This window comes from Halalkalibacter suaedae (genome assembly GCF_017939705.1).
Lineage (GTDB): Bacteria > Bacillota > Bacilli > Bacillales > Bacillaceae_D > Halalkalibacter > Halalkalibacter suaedae.
The window spans coordinates 343,563-362,227 of the sequence record NZ_JAGKSQ010000003.1; the positions used below are offsets into that span (position 1 = coordinate 343,563).

At 38.9% G+C, this 18,665-nt stretch carries 20 protein-coding genes; 4 read left to right on the top strand and 16 right to left on the bottom strand.

The features are described 5' to 3' along the window. Nucleotides 1-49: 49 nt before the first annotated feature. The 7 genes from hrcA to gpr all read right to left on the bottom strand — a co-directional run bounded on the left by hrcA (nucleotide 50) and on the right by gpr (nucleotide 8,640). Nucleotides 50-1,081: a heat-inducible transcriptional repressor HrcA gene (gene hrcA / locus J7W16_RS09240; RefSeq protein ID WP_210597003.1), complete on the bottom strand. Its 1,032-nt coding sequence runs from the start codon at nucleotides 1,079-1,081 to the stop codon at nucleotides 50-52. Between the two features lie 96 nt (nucleotides 1,082-1,177). Then, nucleotides 1,178-2,335 carry a radical SAM family heme chaperone HemW gene (gene hemW, locus J7W16_RS09245; protein ID WP_210597004.1) on the bottom strand — a complete coding sequence of 386 codons (1,158 nt, stop codon included), beginning with the start codon at nucleotides 2,333-2,335 and terminating at the stop codon, nucleotides 1,178-1,180. 76 nt (nucleotides 2,336-2,411) lie between these two features. Then, nucleotides 2,412-4,232, bottom strand: a complete 1,821-nt coding sequence (gene lepA / locus J7W16_RS09250) for a translation elongation factor 4 (RefSeq protein WP_210597005.1) — start codon at nucleotides 4,230-4,232, stop codon at nucleotides 2,412-2,414. Between the two features lie 10 nt (nucleotides 4,233-4,242). Further along, complete coding sequence (locus tag J7W16_RS09255) at nucleotides 4,243-4,380, bottom strand: hypothetical protein (RefSeq protein ID WP_210597006.1); 138 nt, start codon at nucleotides 4,378-4,380, stop codon at nucleotides 4,243-4,245. 537 nt (nucleotides 4,381-4,917) lie between these two features. After that, nucleotides 4,918-5,256 (bottom strand): DUF3679 domain-containing protein, encoded by a 339-nt coding sequence (locus tag J7W16_RS09260; protein WP_210597007.1) that lies wholly within the window; start codon nucleotides 5,254-5,256, stop codon nucleotides 4,918-4,920. A 15-nt stretch (nucleotides 5,257-5,271) separates the two neighbouring features. Continuing rightward, the gene (locus tag J7W16_RS09265) at nucleotides 5,272-6,444 is read right to left on the bottom strand and encodes a stage II sporulation protein P (RefSeq protein WP_210597008.1); all 1,173 of its coding nucleotides are present in this window, start codon (nucleotides 6,442-6,444) and stop codon (nucleotides 5,272-5,274) included. 1,077 nt (nucleotides 6,445-7,521) lie between these two features. Next, complete coding sequence (gpr, locus tag J7W16_RS09270; RefSeq protein ID WP_210597009.1) at nucleotides 7,522-8,640, bottom strand: GPR endopeptidase; 1,119 nt, start codon at nucleotides 8,638-8,640, stop codon at nucleotides 7,522-7,524. Nucleotides 8,641-8,813: 173 nt separating this feature from the next. Between gpr and rpsT the strand changes: the two genes are divergently transcribed. After that, entirely contained in the window at nucleotides 8,814-9,077 is a 264-nt protein-coding gene (gene rpsT / locus J7W16_RS09275; protein ID WP_210597010.1) for a 30S ribosomal protein S20, read from the top strand. A 16-nt stretch (nucleotides 9,078-9,093) separates the two neighbouring features. On the opposite strand, the gene holA is transcribed toward rpsT, so the two are convergent. Next, nucleotides 9,094-10,128 carry a DNA polymerase III subunit delta gene (holA, locus tag J7W16_RS09280; RefSeq protein ID WP_210597011.1) on the bottom strand — a complete coding sequence of 345 codons (1,035 nt, stop codon included), beginning with the start codon at nucleotides 10,126-10,128 and terminating at the stop codon, nucleotides 9,094-9,096. Between the two features lie 368 nt (nucleotides 10,129-10,496). On the opposite strand from holA, the gene J7W16_RS09285 reads away from it, so the two are divergent. After that, entirely contained in the window at nucleotides 10,497-10,634 is a 138-nt protein-coding gene (locus J7W16_RS09285) for a YqzM family protein (protein ID WP_210597012.1), read from the top strand. A gap of 59 nt (nucleotides 10,635-10,693) precedes the next feature. Here J7W16_RS09285 and J7W16_RS09290 read toward each other — a convergent pair whose 3' ends face one another. The 3 genes from J7W16_RS09290 to J7W16_RS09300 are packed head-to-tail and all read right to left on the bottom strand — an operon-like array spanning nucleotide 10,694 to nucleotide 14,248. Beyond that, the gene (locus tag J7W16_RS09290; protein WP_246879925.1) at nucleotides 10,694-12,991 is read right to left on the bottom strand and encodes a DNA internalization-related competence protein ComEC/Rec2; all 2,298 of its coding nucleotides are present in this window, start codon (nucleotides 12,989-12,991) and stop codon (nucleotides 10,694-10,696) included. Then, entirely contained in the window at nucleotides 12,988-13,572 is a 585-nt protein-coding gene (locus tag J7W16_RS09295) for a ComE operon protein 2 (RefSeq protein WP_210597014.1), read from the bottom strand. Before J7W16_RS09295 ends, J7W16_RS09290 begins: the two co-directional genes overlap by 4 nt. Nucleotides 13,573-13,630: 58 nt before the next feature. Then, entirely contained in the window at nucleotides 13,631-14,248 is a 618-nt protein-coding gene (locus J7W16_RS09300) for a helix-hairpin-helix domain-containing protein (RefSeq protein ID WP_210597015.1), read from the bottom strand. Between the two features lie 60 nt (nucleotides 14,249-14,308). Between J7W16_RS09300 and J7W16_RS09305 the strand changes: the two genes are divergently transcribed. Then, nucleotides 14,309-14,563 (top strand): DUF2533 family protein, encoded by a 255-nt coding sequence (locus tag J7W16_RS09305; RefSeq protein ID WP_210597016.1) that lies wholly within the window; start codon nucleotides 14,309-14,311, stop codon nucleotides 14,561-14,563. A gap of 94 nt (nucleotides 14,564-14,657) precedes the next feature. Then, nucleotides 14,658-15,497 carry a late competence protein ComER gene (comER, locus tag J7W16_RS09310; protein ID WP_210597017.1) on the top strand — a complete coding sequence of 280 codons (840 nt, stop codon included), beginning with the start codon at nucleotides 14,658-14,660 and terminating at the stop codon, nucleotides 15,495-15,497. Between the two features lie 42 nt (nucleotides 15,498-15,539). Here comER and J7W16_RS09315 read toward each other — a convergent pair whose 3' ends face one another. From J7W16_RS09315 to J7W16_RS09335, 5 genes are read right to left on the bottom strand one after another with little or no spacing between them, the layout of a single operon-like run. Beyond that, a complete protein-coding gene (locus tag J7W16_RS09315) occupies nucleotides 15,540-16,289 on the bottom strand; it encodes a class I SAM-dependent DNA methyltransferase (RefSeq protein ID WP_210597018.1) in 750 nt (249 codons plus the stop codon). Then, entirely contained in the window at nucleotides 16,286-17,158 is an 873-nt protein-coding gene (locus J7W16_RS09320; RefSeq protein WP_210597019.1) for a CvfB family protein, read from the bottom strand. Before J7W16_RS09320 ends, J7W16_RS09315 begins: the two co-directional genes overlap by 4 nt. After that, the gene (gene rsfS / locus J7W16_RS09325; RefSeq protein ID WP_210597020.1) at nucleotides 17,158-17,508 is read right to left on the bottom strand and encodes a ribosome silencing factor; all 351 of its coding nucleotides are present in this window, start codon (nucleotides 17,506-17,508) and stop codon (nucleotides 17,158-17,160) included. Before rsfS ends, J7W16_RS09320 begins: the two co-directional genes overlap by 1 nt. Nucleotides 17,509-17,515: 7 nt before the next feature. Beyond that, on the bottom strand, nucleotides 17,516-18,094 hold the full coding sequence (gene yqeK, locus J7W16_RS09330; RefSeq protein WP_210597021.1) for a bis(5'-nucleosyl)-tetraphosphatase (symmetrical) YqeK: 579 nt from the start codon (nucleotides 18,092-18,094) through the stop codon (nucleotides 17,516-17,518). Further along, on the bottom strand, nucleotides 18,084-18,659 hold the full coding sequence (locus J7W16_RS09335) for a nicotinate-nucleotide adenylyltransferase (RefSeq protein ID WP_210597022.1): 576 nt from the start codon (nucleotides 18,657-18,659) through the stop codon (nucleotides 18,084-18,086). The genes yqeK and J7W16_RS09335 overlap by 11 nt, the downstream gene beginning before the upstream one ends. Nucleotides 18,660-18,665 lie beyond the last annotated feature (6 nt).

An 18,665-nucleotide genomic window follows, 5' to 3' on the forward strand; every position in this document is an offset into this window, starting at 1 on the left:
ATCTATGTAGTTGACAATTAGTAAGCACTAATTGTCAATATTACCATTTCTAACTACCCTGATACAACTTCGTCAAGATCTTTGTTAAATCCTTTGATAATGTATCAACAACACCAATTACTCTTCGGTATTCCATTCTAGTGGGGCCAAGTATCCCTATTGTACCCATATGCTTTCCACTTATTGAGTAGGTAGCGGTAATTAAACTACAATGATCAAAAGCTTCAAGATTGTTCTCATGCCCAATCTTTACTTGAATTCCTGACTGGGGCTTTCTTAATATTTGATGCATCATGTCGTCTTCTTCAAGCATATTAAGCAACATCCGAACCTTCTCTACATCACGAAATTCTGGTTGAGTAAGTAGGTTCGTCTTTCCACTGTAGAAAACCTTTTCTGCTTTATCAATATCAAATGAAGAGGCAAGTGCTTGAACAACATGCTCATAGTTTTGGACATGTGCCCGAAGAACATTTGCAACCTCCGTCTGAAGTTTCGTACGAAGCTTATATAACGGAACACCCATAAGACGTTCATTTAATATATTTACCGTTCTTTCAAGGTCCGCAGCTTCAATTCCTTCTGGGATTGCGATTGTTTGATTTTCAACACGACCTGTATCAGTCACTAAAATAAAAATAGCGGACTCCTTACTAAGCGGGATAATTTGAATATTCCGCAATGAAGCCTCAAACATCTCAGGACCAAGGACAAGCGAGATATAACTTGTCATATTTGATAGGACTCGAGCTGAATGCTGAATAACTTCCTCTACCTCCCGCATCCGTTCATTAAAGCTCGAACGAATATTGGATCTTTCGTCAGCAGTTAATCTTTGAGGTAGTAACAAATGGTCAACATAGTAACGGTAGCCCTTCTGTGAAGGTATACGACCTGCAGAACTATGGGGTTTCTCTAAGAAACCTAGTTCCTCTAAATCAGACATGTCATTACGAATTGTCGCTGGACTAAATGTAATGTCTTCTCTTTTAGAAATACTCCTTGAACCAACTGGCTCCGCAGAACGGATATAATCATCAACAATAGCATGTAAAATTAACAATTGTCTCTCTGTTAACATCCCCTCATCACCTCTGTTAGCACTCTTCTTGTTCGAGTGCTAAATCTAATGATAAATTACCAAATGGGCTCACTTTTGTCAATCATCAAAGCCTAATTATTCTACGTTTTCTTCATTTAAAACAGCAATAAACTGTTCAAAGACTTCATTTCCTAGAAGCAAACCATGTTCAGTTAACTGAACTTGATCATCTACTTGGCGTAACAAGCCTCGTTTTTCTAGCTCTTTTATTTGTGTTGAAAAACATTTATCCATTGTTATTCCGTATTTCTTTGAAAAAGCAGTCTTATTAACTCCCTCACGCTTCCTTAACCCCATAAACATTTCTTCCTCAATTTGCTCGATCTTTGTCACTTGGTGTTTCGTTAGTATGGGGGCAATTTTGTCATTAATCGCCTGTAGGTATTTTGGGATGGGACCATGATTTTGATGTCTATATCCATCAATATAGCCATGGGCACCAGCTCCAAAACCATAATACCCTTCGTTATTCCAATAATAAAGATTATGCTTGCTTTCGTAACCTTTTTTAGCAAAATTACTGATTTCATACTGAATAAGACCGGCATCTGCTGTCAGCTTTAATAAATCCTGATACATCATTACCTCATCATCTTCTGGAGGTAATGTTAGCTTTCCTTTTCGTTGACGATTAAAAAAGACTGTCTTTTCTTCGATCTTTAATGAGTAAGCTGAAATATGTTCTACTCCTAATTGAATAGCTCGGTCGATCGTGTCCCGGAAATGATTGGGATCTTGCTTAGGAAGTCCAAACATTAAATCGATAGAAATATTGTCTAAGCCTACCCTACGACAACGTTCAATTGCCTGTTCCACACTCTGGTTTGTATGGGTACGTCCTATTTCCTTCAAAAGTTCATCATCAAATGTTTGCACACCCATACTAAGTCGGTTAATACCAAATTCCTTTAACACTACTAGTTTGTCCTCTTCAATACTATCCGGATTCACTTCAATTGTATATTCAAGTACGTCATCTAGCGGTAGGATTTTCGCCATCCCTTTTAGGAGGACTGTTAATTGCTCGGCAGTAAGTGCCGTCGGTGTTCCCCCACCAATATAGACTGTTTTCAATCTATCAGTTGGTTGCTCTCTCATCGTTCTATCCATCTCTAGAAGCAGTGCATCTATATACTCATCAACAGGTTGGTTTTTCAAAAAGACTTTGTTGAAATCACAGTAGTAACATATATGTTCACAAAAGGGGATATGGACATACGCTGCTTGAATCATGGGGTGCCCTCCTTCTTAGAAAACTTAGAGGGTGCCCTAAAAGGTTATTTCACCTTCTAGAACACCCCCTTCTACATTAATCTTCCATTCGTAACACTGCCATAAATGCTTCTTGTGGAACTTCGACATTTCCAACAGATTTCATACGCTTCTTACCTTCTTTTTGCTTCTCAAGTAATTTACGTTTACGTGAAATATCTCCACCATAACATTTTGCTAGAACATTTTTACGAATCGCTTTAATGGTTGAGCGGGCAATAATTTTTTGACCAATACTTGCTTGAATCGGCACTTCAAATTGCTGTCTAGGAATAAGCTCTTTTAATTTCTCAACGATTACTTTTCCACGCTCATAGGCAAAATCACGGTGAACAATGATCGAAAGTGCATCAACAGTCTCACCATTTAAAAGAATATCCATTTTCACAAGTTTTGATGGCTTGTAGCCAATTAACTCATAATCAAAGGAAGCATACCCTTTTGTATTTGATTTTAATTGATCAAAGAAATCATAGACAATTTCAGATAAAGGGATCTCATAAACGATTTGAACACGGATATCATCTAGATACTGCATATCAATAAAGATACCACGCTTACGCTGACAGAGTTCCATAACTGATCCTACATATTCATTTGGAACCATGACCTTAGATTTCACATAAGGTTCTTCCACCTGTTCGATCTTTTGTGGATCAGGCATGTTGGAAGGATTATCAATCTGAATCTCATCTCCATTTGTAGCAAGTACCTTATACACAACACTTGGTGCTGTTGTAATAAGCGTAATATTGAATTCACGTTCAATACGTTCTTGAATGATTTCCATATGGAGTAATCCTAAGAACCCACAACGGAAACCAAAACCAAGTGCCTGCGACGTTTCCGGTTCATATTGCAATGAGGCATCGTTTAACTCTAATCGCTCTAGGGCTTCACGTAAATCATTGTAATCATTTGTATCAACTGGATACAAACCACAGTATACCATCGGATTCATTCGACGATAACCTGGTAAAGCCTCCGGTGCTGGATTCACTGCATTGGTAATTGTATCACCAACACGTGTGTCGCCAACATTTTTAATTGCTGCAGTCAAGAAGCCAACATCTCCGACTGTCAGTTCATCCCTCGGTACAGCTTTCGGGGTAAATACTCCAACTTCATTAACCTCAAACTCTTTCCCCGTCGCCATCATCTTAATTTTTTGACCTGGCTTCACAGTTCCTTCAACAATTCGTATAAAGGAAACGACACCACGATACGAGTCATAGAGTGAATCAAAGATTAATGCTTTTAGTGGTGCAGCAGGATCTCCTGTAGGTGCAGGAACCTTTTCTACCACTTGTTCAAGAATCTCCTCAATTCCAATCCCATTCTTTGCCGAAGCTAAAACCGCATCAGATGTATCAAGCCCAATTACATCCTCCACTTCCTGCTTCACACGATCAGGTTCAGCACTTGGTAAATCAATCTTGTTAATAACAGGTAGAATTTCAAGATCATTATCAAGAGCCAAGTAGACATTCGCTAATGTTTGAGCTTCAATTCCTTGAGCAGCATCAACAATTAATAAAGCTCCTTCACAGGCCGCAAGACTCCGTGAAACCTCATACGTGAAGTCGACGTGTCCAGGGGTATCAATTAAATGAAAAATATATTCTTCGCCGTCCTTAGCTTTGTAAGTAAGTTGGACTGCATTTAATTTAATAGTAATTCCTCGCTCACGCTCTAAATCCATTGCATCAAGCGTTTGTTCTTTCATCTCACGCTGTGTCAATGCACCTGTTTTCTCAAGAATTCGGTCTGCTAGTGTTGATTTTCCGTGGTCGATATGGGCAATAATTGAAAAATTGCGGATTCGCGACTGACGGTCTAATCGTTGTTCATTATTCATGCCATCACTCCTACAATGTCGTACAATGTACACTATTTTTCATTATACCTTTCTGTTGAGAGTCAAGCAATACTTGTCTAGAATGCTTTAATAATCGTTTCACTCTTATTGCTTTCACACTAGAAGCAATACGTAAAAAAAGAAACATCGACACCGCTCCTGAAATATACTACGCTTTCCGCGGGAAGCCGGTGAGCCTCCTCGCACGCTTCGCTACTGCGGGGTCTCACCTTTGGCTTTATCATCCCGCAGGAGTCTACGTATATTTCATCCGCTAATTAAATGCTTTGCTCGGAATGCCATTCAGCCAATTGGCTAACTATTTCAAGTGCATGGCTGAAAAGATCAAGTCGGCATAATAAAATGCACATAAAAACTTCTTTGAACATCATTCCCTGTTAAAGTCTGATTCAGTATACCAAGATAGACATTCGAGGTGCCTCATACATGTCTTCGATTTAAGAGGGTAAGTTATTTTCCATTTGTCCTCTCAGTTAAGCGGACGGGATGGGCGGACCGACTCCTGCAGGACATAAGGGCAATATGGAAATCCACTGGCAGAGCCAGTTGGTTCCATGCCCTCCGGCGGGTGCGTGCCCCCCATCCCGGTAGCGGGAGCGAAGCATCTTATCATGGCATTTATGTACAAAAGACCCTCTTAACAAGCTGAAGCTAACAGTTATAATTAACTATTAGCTTCTTGTTCGCCGTTTAGTACTTGATGGACAAATGTCATTACTTGACCTAGCATCGCCCTACTTACATAATTAAAGCCTTTAGCTAAATCACTCCCCATTTCTGAGAAGAAATTAAAGCGACCTGTCTCTTCAATCTTTTGACTTTTCACTTCCAGCTCTGATTGTTTTACTTGAGTGGCTTTCTCTTCTTGCTGCTGTTCTTTTTCAATTAAGAGAGGTACTGGCTGTGAAATTCCAAGCTCTTCACTCATTTGTTGTACACCAAACAATGAACCAAGTAAGATTAGTAAACCAACACTAACGAAAATCACAACCAGTTTTTTCATTTGATAGCTCCTCTCTTATTCAGCAGATGCATTTTTCTCCCAATAATACTCTGAAAAGACTTCTGCAATAGCTGTAGCTGATAAGTTAACCTCATCAAGACTGTTATGCACTCCGCCCATTTCAATTAAGATTGAATTGCCTGATAAGTCTTGATTAAACTTACCATTTGTTAATGAACCACTTTTTAACATAACCCCACGACTTAAACCTGGATATTTCTTTTCAAGTGAGTTGTGAAGATCTTCGGCTAACTTGTAATTTTGTTCATAGTTACTATGGTTGCCACCAATAACAAATACAGTACGGGCATAAACCTTACCATTAATTGTAACTGTCGTTTTGTCACGGGAAATCGTATCTCGATGTAAGTCAAAGAAAAATTCCAGATTTTCGTTACCTGCCATTGCCTCCTGTACAAATTCACGAGAAGCATCATATGATTTTCCGTATTGCCAGCCTTTTTCTAACACATTGTTTTGAACGTCACGTTCCTCAACTTCAACACCTATTCCTCTTTTTTCAAGCTCTTGTGAAAGTTTTTCCCCAACGAGTTCGATATTTATTTCTCTATGGAATGCCTCATTTGGAACATCTGTTTCTAGCTCAGGTAAAAAAGATTCTGTGTTATGTGAGTGAATAATATGAACAACTTTCCGTCCATTTGTTGTTTCAGGGATTTCTTCGCGTTCTTTCTCTATTTGTTCTAACTTCTCTAAACTTTCCTTCGTTGCCTCACGCTCAGCCATAATCACTTCCATCGGTGGAGCCGATTCAACAGGTAGGTTCGTATAATCCGTCCCTTCCCCTGCTATTAAAATAGTTCCATCAAAGAGGGCAAAGCCCGGAAGTTCTCGTCCAAGTAAACTTCTTGGATCATTTGGGTTTATACTTGTCGCTACCTCAAAGGCAATTGATGATAGACTGGGTGGTTCGCTATCTTCTGGAAGAACTTGTTTGAAATATTGATTTTCCATCCCGAGAATATACATAAAATGCTCACCTTTAATATTTGTTGCCCACTCGTGCACCTGAGTTGACGCAAGGCCATACCCAGGTTCAAAAGAAGTAAGCATTCCTGTGAAAATAAAAAGGGCCATCATTCCTATAATCAAAGAAGCGATTAGTTTCTTCAGGCTCGTCCTGTTTAGAGAAACGGTAAATCCACGAAATTGATTTCGTTTTTTCATCCTCTCACCTTCCTACTGTGAATTGTGCTGCGTCGAATACCTTGTCCAATGTCTGCCTGAAAGGAACTAAACTAACTAATCCCATCTCTATGACGAAGATTCCTCAAATAGAACAAAAAAAAGACTCAAACAAGTTTAATTAACTTGTTTGAGCCTCAGATATTATAAAAAACCGGAATAAACGATACCCCAATTTAGTTTCAATATCTCGAATAGTTTTTATTAGCACATCGACTGACAAACAATGATTTTGGAGGCCACTGAAAAAGGTTTCTTTAGTGGCCTCGTAAAGCATTGAAAGAAGCAGTTGTTTTGTCTTAACCTCCGCTATGAGTAGAACGTGTGGAGACGTTATTACTACTCGAATATAAAAGATACGTTAAATATACAAATAACAAAGACTAAAATGGTGATACTACCTACTTTTAAAGGACGTGGTTTAGATCCTAGAACTTGCTTACGGACATTGGTTCCGTTAAACAATGAGAAAAACGAGAATTCGTGTAGTAACGGACATATGATTCGTTATTCACTCTTATAACTGGCATTTCTTTACGATTTATATGAAATAACGGATCATATGTCCGTAAACATGATAAAGAAGGGAAATATTGAGGTTTAAGGGATCATATGTCCATAAAGAATTCAACAAACCGTACTCAGTATAAGGAGGTACCTTCAACTGGTGAAAATCTTGCTACTTCATCATATCTTCTAAAAAGAGCACTTTTTCAGTGGCCTCTGGTTTTGACGTACTTTGTAAAAAGAAATAGATTAAACAAGATTATCAATATTCGCAGAATGGTTTTACTTTCCACCAAACACCATTTGATTACCCATTAAAGAGACGAAAATCCGTCATCTATTTATGAGGGTGTTAGAGAGAGGGTAGATTCTCTTTCTTACTCTAACCCCAGCGGACGGGATAGGTGGGCCGACTCCTGCAGGACATAAGGGCAAAATGGAAATCCACCGGCGAAGCCGGTTAGTTACATGCCCTCCGGCGGGTGCGTGCCCCCCATCCCGGTAGCGGAGCCGAAGAGTCTTGCCATCGCAATTCTCCTCCACACAAAACATTTAATGAGTATAACCGCCAACATTGCCTTGGTTAATACTCTCATGCAGAGCGGCATTCAAGCCAGCTGCAATCACATTTGCCATATCATCAATGAAAACGTCTACCTCTTTTGGAGTAACCATCAAATTATGGCCAAGTGGCGAAAGAACTTCTTGAATCAATTGACGCTTCTCTTGTTCGGGTAATGTACCAATCATCCCCATAATCGTTTCACGTTTCGATTCATCTGGAAGATCTTCATCAGTTAATACTCGTTTCTCTCCAAAAGTCATTCCAGCAGGTGCCAATGCCCTTGAAGGTGAATTCCCTTCACGCATTTCTCGACCAAAATGCTTTAAGACATAATCAATCGTATCACTTGTAATTGAAACCGCATCAACGACTGTGGGGATACCTACAGCAATAACTGGAATCCCTAATGCTTCCTTACTAATTTCCTTTCTCTTGTTTCCAACACCACTTCCTGGATGAATGCCAGTATCAGAAATTTGAATCGTCGAATTCACTCGATCAATTGAGCGAGAAGCTAAGGCATCTATTGCAATAACGAAATCAGGTTTTGTCTTCTCAATAATTCCATAAATGACATCACTTGTTTCAATTCCAGTTAACCCCATTACTCCTGGTGCTACGGCACTAACAGGACGAAAACCTTCCTGTACCTGCTCAGGTGCTAACTGAAATAAATGTCTTGTTACAAGTAAATTTTCTACGGCAATTGGTCCTAATGCATCTGGTGTAACATTCCAGTTCCCTAAACCAACCACAAGACAAGTATCTGACTGTTTAATTCCAACCTCTTTCATAAACGCACTAAATGAGTTAGCAAACACTCGCTCCATTTGTTCTTGCAGCTCAGTATCCTTTTTTCTGATGCCCTGTGCTTCAAACGTTAAATAATTTCCTGCTTTCTTACCAAGACGCTTTGCTCCAACTTCATCAATCGTGACACGTGTTATTGATACCCCATCAATCGTTTCCTCTTTAACCTCAACACCATTAACAAGCCCCGTCGGTTGCTTATTATTTTTTTTATCCTGTTCAATAACCATTTGATGGGCTTCAACTGCTAAGTCTGTCCGGATTTGATACTGTTCAAGATTAATTTCTTCGCTCATTTTTACACACTCCTGTCTATATTTATCTACCTTTTATCGTTTCCGTCGATTTATGTTTTCATTCTTCTATTGCAATTAGGTGCTGTTTTTGATAAAATCCAATTTGTTGTATAATCGCCTGAAAACAAGGTATTGAACCGTTCATGATAGGTGATAATCAGGAGGTGAAAGATATGCCAAATATTAAATCAGCCATTAAACGTGTAAAAACAAATGACAAGCGTCGTGCTCAAAACATTTCTGTGAAGTCTGCGTTACGTACAGCTATTAAGAACTTTGAAACTAAAGTTGAAGCTGGAGATGCAACTGCAGCTGCAGCTTACACTGAAGCTATTAAGAAGCTTGACAAAGCAGCTAATAAAGGACTTATTCATAAGAATGCCGCTTCACGTCAAAAGTCACGCTTAGCAAAAAAATTAAACGGACTTTCTGCTTAATTTTCAAAACACACGATCATTTGATCGTGTGTTTTTTTCTGCTCGCTAATTTCATTAGTAATAATTCAACTGCAAGAACTTTGTCCATTTTCCCTGACTTTATTGCAAAGTCTGTATCTGCAGCAGCCTCTAATAGCTCCAGAAGAAATTTATCTTCAAAACGATTCATTTGTTGACTTGCTAATTTGACAACATATGGATGTAATTTCAGTTGTCCTGCCATTTGCTTTTGTGAATAAGATTGTCTGCTCATTTCCTTAATTTGATAAAAGATTCTGAGCTGACGAGCAATTAGTGCTAAGATCTTTAGTGGTTCCTCTTTTTGTTTTAATAAATCATGATAGATCACCAACGCCTCATCTAATCGTTGCTTTACTGCAAAATCAATCAAAGCAAAGACATCCTGTTCAAGAGAGCGAGCAACAAGTAAATCAATTATGTCTTCATTAACAACTCCCTCACTTCCAACATATAGCGAAAGTTTTTCCATTTCCGAGGCAAGTTGGAGCAAATTAACACCAACTCTTTCGACTAAATGTTCCTTCGCTTCCTTTGTTATCGTCATCTGTTTCTGTTGTGCTTGGTCCTCAAGCCATTGGTTTGTTGTCTGAACATCGAAGGGGACGCATTCAACAACTGTTGTCTTTTTTAAAGATTTGGTTATTTTCTTACGTTCATCAAGCTTTTCATATGGAGCTTGTACAATCAGAACCGATTCACTTGATGGATGCGAGAGATATTGTTCAAGTCGATCGAGATCATGGTCCATCTTCGCCTCTTGCTTTTGACTAGTAACTAAGTTAAATTCTTTGACAATGACAACTTTTTTTCCACCAAGAAATGGGAACGTTTCAGCTTCCTCAATAGCTAAATCTAAAAGGGTATCTTGAATACTGTATGTAATTACATTTGAGTCATCAGTTGAACCAAGCACCTTTCTAACAATAGCTTGTACAACATCGTCCATTAAAAAGGACTGTGAACCATACATAAAATAAATCGGTTTAATCTTACCATTATCGATGTCTTTCTTTACTTGTAAATACGACATTTGCCCATACCTCATTTATCTGGTCATTTAATGCGAAATAACCGCCTATTCTTAGCTTAGACAATGAGCGAACAAATAACAAGTGATTAATAAAGGGACCTATACCGAAACGGTCAGGCCCCCATTTATGATAAACGCCATGCAGCGCGACCCCGGGAATTCCCGCCCATGACGATAACCAATAATCAGCTTTCAATATTTATAGTATCCTATGCAGACATAAACTATAGGTGACAACTCTTTACAGTAGAGTTAATGATCTGACAATCTTATGAACATTAGGGAATAATGGAACGTTTTCATTTGAACCGATCTAGCTTTTTTTAGGCACTTAGCTTATACTAATGATGGAAAAGGAGGGGTGCCAGATGAATCATTTTGAAAAAGAAGTACAAAGTAAACGTAATGATGCGATTGACTCTGGTGTTGCCTTTGGTGTTTCATTTGGTTTCTTTGCCGTTATTTTCATCATTGCTTCAGTAATTGATGTTGCTTCGGCATTTTAAAACCGAATAAAAGGCAATTCAAAAAAAGAGGATGATCCCCCTCAAGGGATATCCTCTTTTTATTTTTTGGCCTTTGTTAATTTGATCATTCCATTTCTTAGCTCCAATTGGACTGCACCATCTTGGTCACTTCGCCAAACTTTGATGTTATCTGTTTCAAGCCTTGAGAGAACATCAGGATTAGGATGACCGTAGTGATTGTTTCTTCCTACTGAGATAAGGGCTCCTTTTGGTTTTAATTGTTCAAGTAATGCTTCTGTTGTAGATGTTTTGCTGCCATGATGACCCACTTTAAGAAGATCGACTTGAAGATTTGGATATCGGTTGAGTAATCCTTTTTCTCCTTCTTCCTCAAGATCACCTGTAAACAGTACGGAAACACCCTCTACTTGAGCTAAAATGACGATTGATCGTTCGTTTAATCCATTTATGACTCCAGAGGGCGACAGTACTTTAAATTGAGACACACCTACATTCCATTCGAAACCATCCTCTACATATTTAATCTTTGCTCCTTTTTTAACTAATTGACTTAAAATCTCCTTTTCTAAATCACCTTCAATCACACCGGGACTGTAGAGAACCGTTTCAATGAAAAAAGATTTGGCGACTTCCTTTGCCCCTCCAATATGATCTGCATGTCCATGTGTAAGGACGAGACTATCTATATGCCTAATTCCTCTTTGTTTGAGTGCTGGTACAACGATATCCGCTCCGACATCAAATGTTCTTCTTCTAACCCTCCATTCTTCCTCAGCAAAGATAGATGGGGTTCCACCCGTATCAATTAAATACACTGCTTGTCGATATGGAAGTTCAATTAAAAAGCTATCTCCCTGACCAACATCAATCATTGTTATTTTCGCATTTGGATTTAAATAAGGGAGAAACATTTGAATAGAAATCAAGCTTGCACTAATAACAACAGAGGACCAGATTAAGACCTTCTTATTTCCTTCCCATCCAAGAAAACCAATAAGCATCGCGATGTAGAGACTAATTATAGTTAGGACATCTGGCTTGCCTATGACTAGGGTAGCAAACCTCGAATTAGAAAACAGTAGTAAGACTTGATGCATAGGAGGAATGATCACATCAAGTAGCATGAACGGAAGATTTAAGGTAGTCGTCACGAAGGATAAGAAAAAGCCAGCAAAGGTTAATGGCAAAATAATCATTGTAATAAAAGGAATATATACTAAGTTAATCGGTAGACTGAGCCATGGGATTTCAAATATGTGTAGAAGTAATATAGGAAGTGAGAGGCATTGCGAAATAAGAGTGACAATGAGTAGCTGGATCGTCCTTGATTGGTATGTCCGAATTTTCTTCGCCGAAACAATCAACCCAAAAGAAACTAAAAAAGACAATTGAAAGCCTAGCTGAAACAAGACATATGGTTCAATACTTAAATAAGCCAAATAGACGAGAATAATGCCAGCGATTGGAGGAGGTCTTTTTCTAAGCCTTAAACAGAGAAGAACAACCATCGTCATAAGGGACGCTCTGATTACAGAAGGGGCCGCTCCTGCTACGAAAATATAGAAAGGTAAAAAGATAAGCAAAATGTCAATTGTACGCTCTCTCGTCAAGCCAAAACGAATGAAAGCATAAAACAAACCAGAAACAATCATTCCGACGTGAAGACCAGAAACAGCCAAAAGATGAATCACACCCAATCGCTGATAAGCCTCTAATACACCCTCATCCATACTTGTCCGACTTCCAAACAATAATGCTTGAACAATCCCGATAACTTCAACGTCAACGATTGCTTCGATTCGATTCATTTGTTGCTGACGCCAGCTTTGCAAAGACATCATAAAAGAACGAGAATGTTGCTTACACTCGATTCCATTATCTTCTATGTAGTAAACCCAAAAAATTCCTTGTTCCTTTAAATAACGTGCATAATCAAATTGATTGAAATTCGTTGGGGGATTAGGTGGGGTTAACGTTCCCTTAAGACGACAGGAATCTCCGGGAGATAATCGTTCTGCTTGATCCTTTTTCTCCGGATTACTTAAAAAGGCCTGAACATGGACCTGTTCGTTTTTCTCTGTAAGAAACCGCATTGATAAACGATCCCCGTCAAGGTCCGGAATCGAGTGAATCGTGCCAAACAACTCCTGTTCACCTTCCTCCAGTCGCGTTTGGTTTTCAGCGGCAGACAACCCGATCAAATAATACGTAACAAGTGGTAGAAACGTGAATAAGAGAACAATCCGAAAATGCTTATAAAAGAGAATAGGCAAGAGAAATAAAAGTATAATCGAGGGAATGCTCGGTCCTCTTAGAGCAAATATCAGACCGAGCGTTGCAGATACTGGTAGAAGCGGTAGAAAACGGACAATCATTTTGAATGGAGGAATGAAGTAGCTTCAAAGAGCGATCTCGCTTCATGCTTAAGTTCTAACATTTCTTGTTCGTCTAAACCAACCTTATCTAATCTATCAATTAAAGTGGATATAAATTGTTGCTTTTCTTCATGCTTTTGGTCAAAACTCATCGTTTCTAATTGAACCTGTTTCACAATTACTCCCGCATCCTTGAACATTTCAATTGCGTAAGGATGGTTTTTATAGTCCTGTGAATAGTAAATATTCTTAATTCCCGCTTGAATAATTGCTTTTGAGCAATGCACACAAGGAAAATGAGTAACATACAATTCAGCACCGGTGGTCGCGACGCCAAATTTAGCACATTGTAATAACGCATTCACCTCTGCGTGAACTGTTCTTATACAATGATTATCGACAACATAGCAACCTTCATCGATACAATGTGCCCCTCCAGAAACTGAGCCATTATATCCACCTGCTATAATACGCTTGTCCCTTACAATCGTTGCACCCACCATTAATCTTTCACACGTGCTTCTTAATGCTAATAAATGACTTTGTGCCATGAAATATTGATCCCAAGCAATTCTCTCCATCTTCTACACTCCTTCACCTTATGTCTTTTGATATTTTCTATTATAACTGGATAATCGATTAGTGGAACACAACAAATCCTTCAAGCTTCTCAAGAGACTTTATTCCAATCCCAGAAACGTTGAGTAAATCATTCATCTCTTTAAAAGGACCATTTTCTTCTCTATATGCAATGATCGCTTCTGCCTTTGTCGGACCAATTCCAGGTAGCTGTTGTAATTCTGTTTCATCTACCGTATTGATCTTGATCTTTCCTTCTTCCTTAGTATCGGTTTGACCCACTGCTACAGCTTCACCTACTCCCTCTTCTCCAACCGTCGGCACATAGACAACCATTTCATCGACTAGTAACTGGGCTAAATTCAGTTGCCTTTCATCAGCATCTTCTGTAAACCCTCCAGCTTCTTTGATCGCTTCGTAAACTCGACTCCCCCTAGGTAGTTGATACACATTGGGCTGCTGTATAGCCCCCTTTATATCGATCATTATAAAGGGCTCCTCAATTGTTTCAATTTCGTCAAGAGCCTCTCCTTCATCTAACGATTCAGCTGAGGAGGACCAGTCGATCGTTGTCGCCTCATCTGTATCTTGATTGTGGAGATATAAAAGGATTCCAACTATTATCACGGCAATACCAAGCATTACTTTCCACATCTCACCTTGAATGTTCTTGATCATTTCCACCACATCCTTTATTCTGTTATACAGATAACTTTTTATTGAAAGAGGCGAATATTCATGGCCGTACACTTACAAATAGCAGAACAAGTAAAGAACCATCGTCAAGCACAGAAGGATTTTCTCGCTTTAGATGCCGCTAGAGAGCAAGCAATTGAAGCGGTTTTTCAACTTGCCAAAGCCGGCAAGCCGTTTCAAACAAATGAAATTAACCAGATTACAAATGAAATGAATCAGATCGCTACTCGGTTTCAGTTCCCTGCTAGAAAACAGGTAACAATTGAAATGATCAACCAATTCCTCACTCGTAACTAATATTATCCAATTCTTTTGGCATATCATCGGAGCTACCTTCATACGTTTAGTCATGACGTGTTCGTGAAAATGTAAATGCGGGAGGGAGTCTACCATGAAAATAGGAGTCATTGGAACAGGAAGTATGGGTACGATCTTACTTGAGTCATTTATTGAATCAGGTGTTTGTTTAGAGAACCAGCTTCTTATTACTAATCGTACACTTGAAAAAGCAACAGCCTTGTCAGAACGATTCCCCGTTCTAGAGGTTGTCCAAGAATCTACGGATGTCGTCCGCCAATGCGATGTCATATTCCTATGTGTTAAACCGTTACAATTTCCAGGTGCGTTAGAAGAAATTGCCCCTTATTGTGAGGAAAATAAGCTTCTTATTTCAATTACAAGTCCGATCTCAGTTACTCAACTTGAAGAGATGGTGGATTGCAAAGTTGCGAGGGCAATTCCAAGTATTCTAAACCGAGCCTTAACCGGTTCTTCCCTTTTAAGCTTTGGCAAACGATGTACCTCAGAGGATCGTTATTTCTTAACTAATCTAATGTCATCCATTTCCAAGCCATTGTTAATTGATGAAGATATTACTCGGGTGTCTTCAGATATCGTTAGCTGCGGTCCTGCTTTTATTAGCTATATCCTTCAACAATTTATTGATGGGGCCGTACGTCAAACAAATATCTCAAAGGAAGATGCGACAACACTAGCGACAAATATGATGATTGGTATGGGGAAGTTACTTGAAAAAGGGCATTACACATTACCAACTTTACAAAAAAGGGTGTGTGTTCCTGGGGGAATTACTGGTGAAGGGATTAAAGTACTTGAGAATGAAATTGGTCCGATGTTTGATCACCTCTTCCAACAAACACATGCTAAATATTACGAGGATCAAGAACTAATAACAGAATCATTATTAGAAAAGACTAAAGGAAGAAGCTAATGCTTCTTCCTTTATCTTTCTCTTTTGTTGCCAAAATTCCTTCTACTTTTTTCTCGCACAAAAAAATATTCTTTCACTTTCAGCTGTCGGGGGCTTCTCTTCAAAGTCTGCAGTGATTGAATCGATAACAAAGCCAGCATCTGTTAACCATTTACGATAATCGTCTATTGAAAAGGTTCGCTGATTATGTACTTCCTCAAAACGCCGATATTTGCCATCCTCTTCTAACACAAAAAACGTTAATTCATGTTCAACACTTGCTGGATGCTCTCCTTCAAATGATGTCCAAATATAAGAAATATCCTCTCTATCGTCTGCAAAGGTTTGACCGATATAACCTTGTTCAACTTTAAATAGGGAATGAACATCAAAAATCAGTACTCCACCATACTCTAAACAATCGAAAATACGCTGAAATGTTTGCTTAACTTCTTCTTCACTTTTCAAGTAATTTAAAGAGTCACAGAGAATGGTAACCAATTGGTATGTTCCGACGACATCTAGTTCTGCCATCGATTGTTGTAGTAAAATAGGCGTGAAGGAGGATTGCTCACATTTATCGCGAGCAATCGTTAACATCTCTCCTGAAAGATCAACACCCGCTACCGCAGCACCTCTATTGTGTAAGCGAAGAATAACCTCACCTGTACCGCAGCCAATATCTAGAACCGTTAATCCCTTTAATGTTTGATTATGGCGATAAAATTGTTGCTGTACATAGTCGATCCACTTATCATAAGGGGCCTCGGACATTAGCTGATCATAATATGCTGCAAACGATTGATAACTCATTCTACTCCTGAATGCTCCTTTTTCAGGTGTGTCCAACCATCACGTTGTTCAATTTTCTTTTCTTTCATTAGCTTTCCGAGAGCACGCTTGAACTTAGCTTTACTTATATGGAAGCGTGCTTCAATATCTTCAGGCGGTGTTTTATCCCAATAAGGCATCGATCCATCACGGGCTTCTAAGAAGGCTAGAATCATTTCTGCATCATCTTCCTGTTGAACTGAGCGCAGTGGCTTCATCGTTACATTTACACGTCCATCTTCACGAATAAATAAGACTCGAACCTTCATTCTCTCTCCGTAACGGACAATTTTAGTTAATTCGTCGTTATGCAGAAAGGCAATATAGCCCTCATCAGAAAAAATCAAAATTCCGTCATCTAAGAAATGATATGCATAGCCCTCAATTTCCTGATTTTTCAACGTTTGATCTGCTGGTATTGCTAGCTTTTCCACTGGTTCACCTTTAACTAACTTCGCCATTAAACGACCACGCTTATCCCATGTATATGATAATGGGAGCTTATCACCAGGTTGTGGCCAATGATCACGATCATATGGAAGCTCGTCCATTGATAAAAACAAGTCTCTTGAGATTCCATTATGGAAAAAGACACCATGACCTGTTTTGACATGAACAGCTTCCAACCAGGCAAACTCATTCATACGTAAAAGAGGTGTTTCCATTGTAGCAGCAAGTCTGCCTTCATGATCATGATAAAGAAAAACCTCAATCTGATCACCAACGGCTACGTCACCCTTTATTTCACGCTCATGTAACAAAATATCTGTCTTACCATCTGAAAGAAAATAACCAAAATCCGCCTTACGAACAGCTTCAAGCGTTACACTATACCCTGGTTTTAATTCCATTACCCTAATACTCCCTCAAGTTCAACCGTCGGTGCATCTCCCCAAAGCTTCTCAAGATTATAATAAAGACGCTCATCTTTATGAAAGACATGAATCACGACATCCCCTAAATCAATTAAGACCCATCTCGCTTGATCGAATCCTTCTAGACGCTTAATCTCAAAGCCTTCTTCTTGAGCAACGCTTTTCACTTCTTGGGCAATTGCCTGAACTTGCTTGTCTGAATTCCCGTGACAAATAACAAAGTAATCGGCAATTAATGAGACTCCTCTCATATCTAATGCGACAATATTCTCTGCCCTTTTATCATCCATTGCTTGAATCGTAGAATGTAAAATTGTTGATGTCATCAATCAATCACTTCTCCTTTTTTTTCTGTTTTTTTATAAAATCGTTATACGTTTCTATTGTTGTTGGAAACACCTGCTGCTGTCGCTTCATCAAAAACGAAATGGTATTCACTAACATTTGAATAATCGCCTTGTCTAAGTCGATAGTAGCTAATTCGCGCACCTCGTCAACACCCTTAAAATCACGACCCGGCTCAATATAGTCAGCTAAAAAAATAACTTTTTCTAAAAGAGTCATGCCAACTCTTCCTGTGGTGTGGTAACGAATGGCATTTAATATTTCTTCATCTTTTATCCCAATTTCATTTTCAACATAGTACGCTCCACATGGTGCATGTAATAATTCACTGCTATATTCTAAAATGAGAATATTATTAGTTAGTTTTCCCTTAACTAACGTCCTCATTTCTTCCTTATTACGAAATTTAGCATAATCATGGAAGATCCCTGCTAGTTCTGCTTGCTTGCTGTTGGCACCGTAACGCTTAGCAAGCTTGATAGCAGTATCAGTAACCCCTACTGTATGCGTATAACGATGATCGGTTAAATGTGGTTTGACTAATGCTAAGGCTTCTTCACGATTCATAAATCGCTCTCTCCTTTATATAGCTTTCCACTTCTCTAGTAACCATATAAGTAATTGGCTTACCTTCTTTTATTCGTTTTCGAATAAATGTTGAAGAATAGTCAACCTGAATCATTTCTAGACGTTGAACCTGCTTGGCATAGCTTGATTCAGACCGAGCCCCAGGACGGTCTACACCAATAAAGGTAACCAAATCCATTAATTCGTCTATTTTTTCCCATTTTGGTAAATAATCAATCATATCTCCACCAATTAAAAAATAAAAATCATAGCTAGGATATTGCGTCCTAAGACTTAGGACCGTTTCAATCGTATACGAAGGTCCCTCTCGTTCAACCTCAATCATTGATACAAAGAAGTCTTGATTCCATTGTATGCTTCGTCTAAGCATTTCAACACGCTCTTCGTTAGAAGCCAGATTTTCTTTCTTTTTATGAGGCGGGATATTAACTGGAACAAACCAAATTTCATCTAATTCAAAAGCTGATAATGCCTCTTGAGCAAAAAGCATATGTCCAAGATGTGGGGGATTAAATGTCCCCCCAAACAATCCGATTTTTTTCAAGATTCG

Excerpts from the sequence above, each read along its gene's own strand:
- hrcA (WP_210597003.1), bottom strand. The coding sequence starts at position 1,081 with ATGTTAACAGAGAGACAATTGTTAATTTTACATGCTATTGTTGATGAT.
- hemW (WP_210597004.1), bottom strand. The coding sequence starts at position 2,335 with ATGATTCAAGCAGCGTATGTCCATATCCCCTTTTGTGAACATATATGT.
- lepA (WP_210597005.1), bottom strand. The coding sequence starts at position 4,232 with ATGAATAATGAACAACGATTAGACCGTCAGTCGCGAATCCGCAATTTT.
- J7W16_RS09255 (WP_210597006.1), bottom strand. The coding sequence starts at position 4,380 with ATGTTTCTTTTTTTACGTATTGCTTCTAGTGTGAAAGCAATAAGAGTG.
- J7W16_RS09260 (WP_210597007.1), bottom strand. The coding sequence starts at position 5,256 with ATGAAAAAACTGGTTGTGATTTTCGTTAGTGTTGGTTTACTAATCTTA.
- J7W16_RS09265 (WP_210597008.1), bottom strand. The coding sequence starts at position 6,444 with ATGAAAAAACGAAATCAATTTCGTGGATTTACCGTTTCTCTAAACAGG.
- gpr (WP_210597009.1), bottom strand. The coding sequence starts at position 8,640 with ATGAGCGAAGAAATTAATCTTGAACAGTATCAAATCCGGACAGACTTA.
- rpsT (WP_210597010.1), top strand. The coding sequence starts at position 8,814 with ATGCCAAATATTAAATCAGCCATTAAACGTGTAAAAACAAATGACAAG.
- holA (WP_210597011.1), bottom strand. The coding sequence starts at position 10,128 with ATGTCGTATTTACAAGTAAAGAAAGACATCGATAATGGTAAGATTAAA.
- J7W16_RS09285 (WP_210597012.1), top strand. The coding sequence starts at position 10,497 with ATGAATCATTTTGAAAAAGAAGTACAAAGTAAACGTAATGATGCGATT.
- J7W16_RS09290 (WP_246879925.1), bottom strand. The coding sequence starts at position 12,991 with ATGATTGTCCGTTTTCTACCGCTTCTACCAGTATCTGCAACGCTCGGT.
- J7W16_RS09295 (WP_210597014.1), bottom strand. The coding sequence starts at position 13,572 with ATGGAGAGAATTGCTTGGGATCAATATTTCATGGCACAAAGTCATTTA.
- J7W16_RS09300 (WP_210597015.1), bottom strand. The coding sequence starts at position 14,248 with ATGATCAAGAACATTCAAGGTGAGATGTGGAAAGTAATGCTTGGTATT.
- J7W16_RS09305 (WP_210597016.1), top strand. The coding sequence starts at position 14,309 with ATGGCCGTACACTTACAAATAGCAGAACAAGTAAAGAACCATCGTCAA.
- comER (WP_210597017.1), top strand. The coding sequence starts at position 14,658 with ATGAAAATAGGAGTCATTGGAACAGGAAGTATGGGTACGATCTTACTT.
- J7W16_RS09315 (WP_210597018.1), bottom strand. The coding sequence starts at position 16,289 with ATGAGTTATCAATCGTTTGCAGCATATTATGATCAGCTAATGTCCGAG.
- J7W16_RS09320 (WP_210597019.1), bottom strand. The coding sequence starts at position 17,158 with ATGGAATTAAAACCAGGGTATAGTGTAACGCTTGAAGCTGTTCGTAAG.
- rsfS (WP_210597020.1), bottom strand. The coding sequence starts at position 17,508 with ATGACATCAACAATTTTACATTCTACGATTCAAGCAATGGATGATAAA.
- yqeK (WP_210597021.1), bottom strand. The coding sequence starts at position 18,094 with ATGAATCGTGAAGAAGCCTTAGCATTAGTCAAACCACATTTAACCGAT.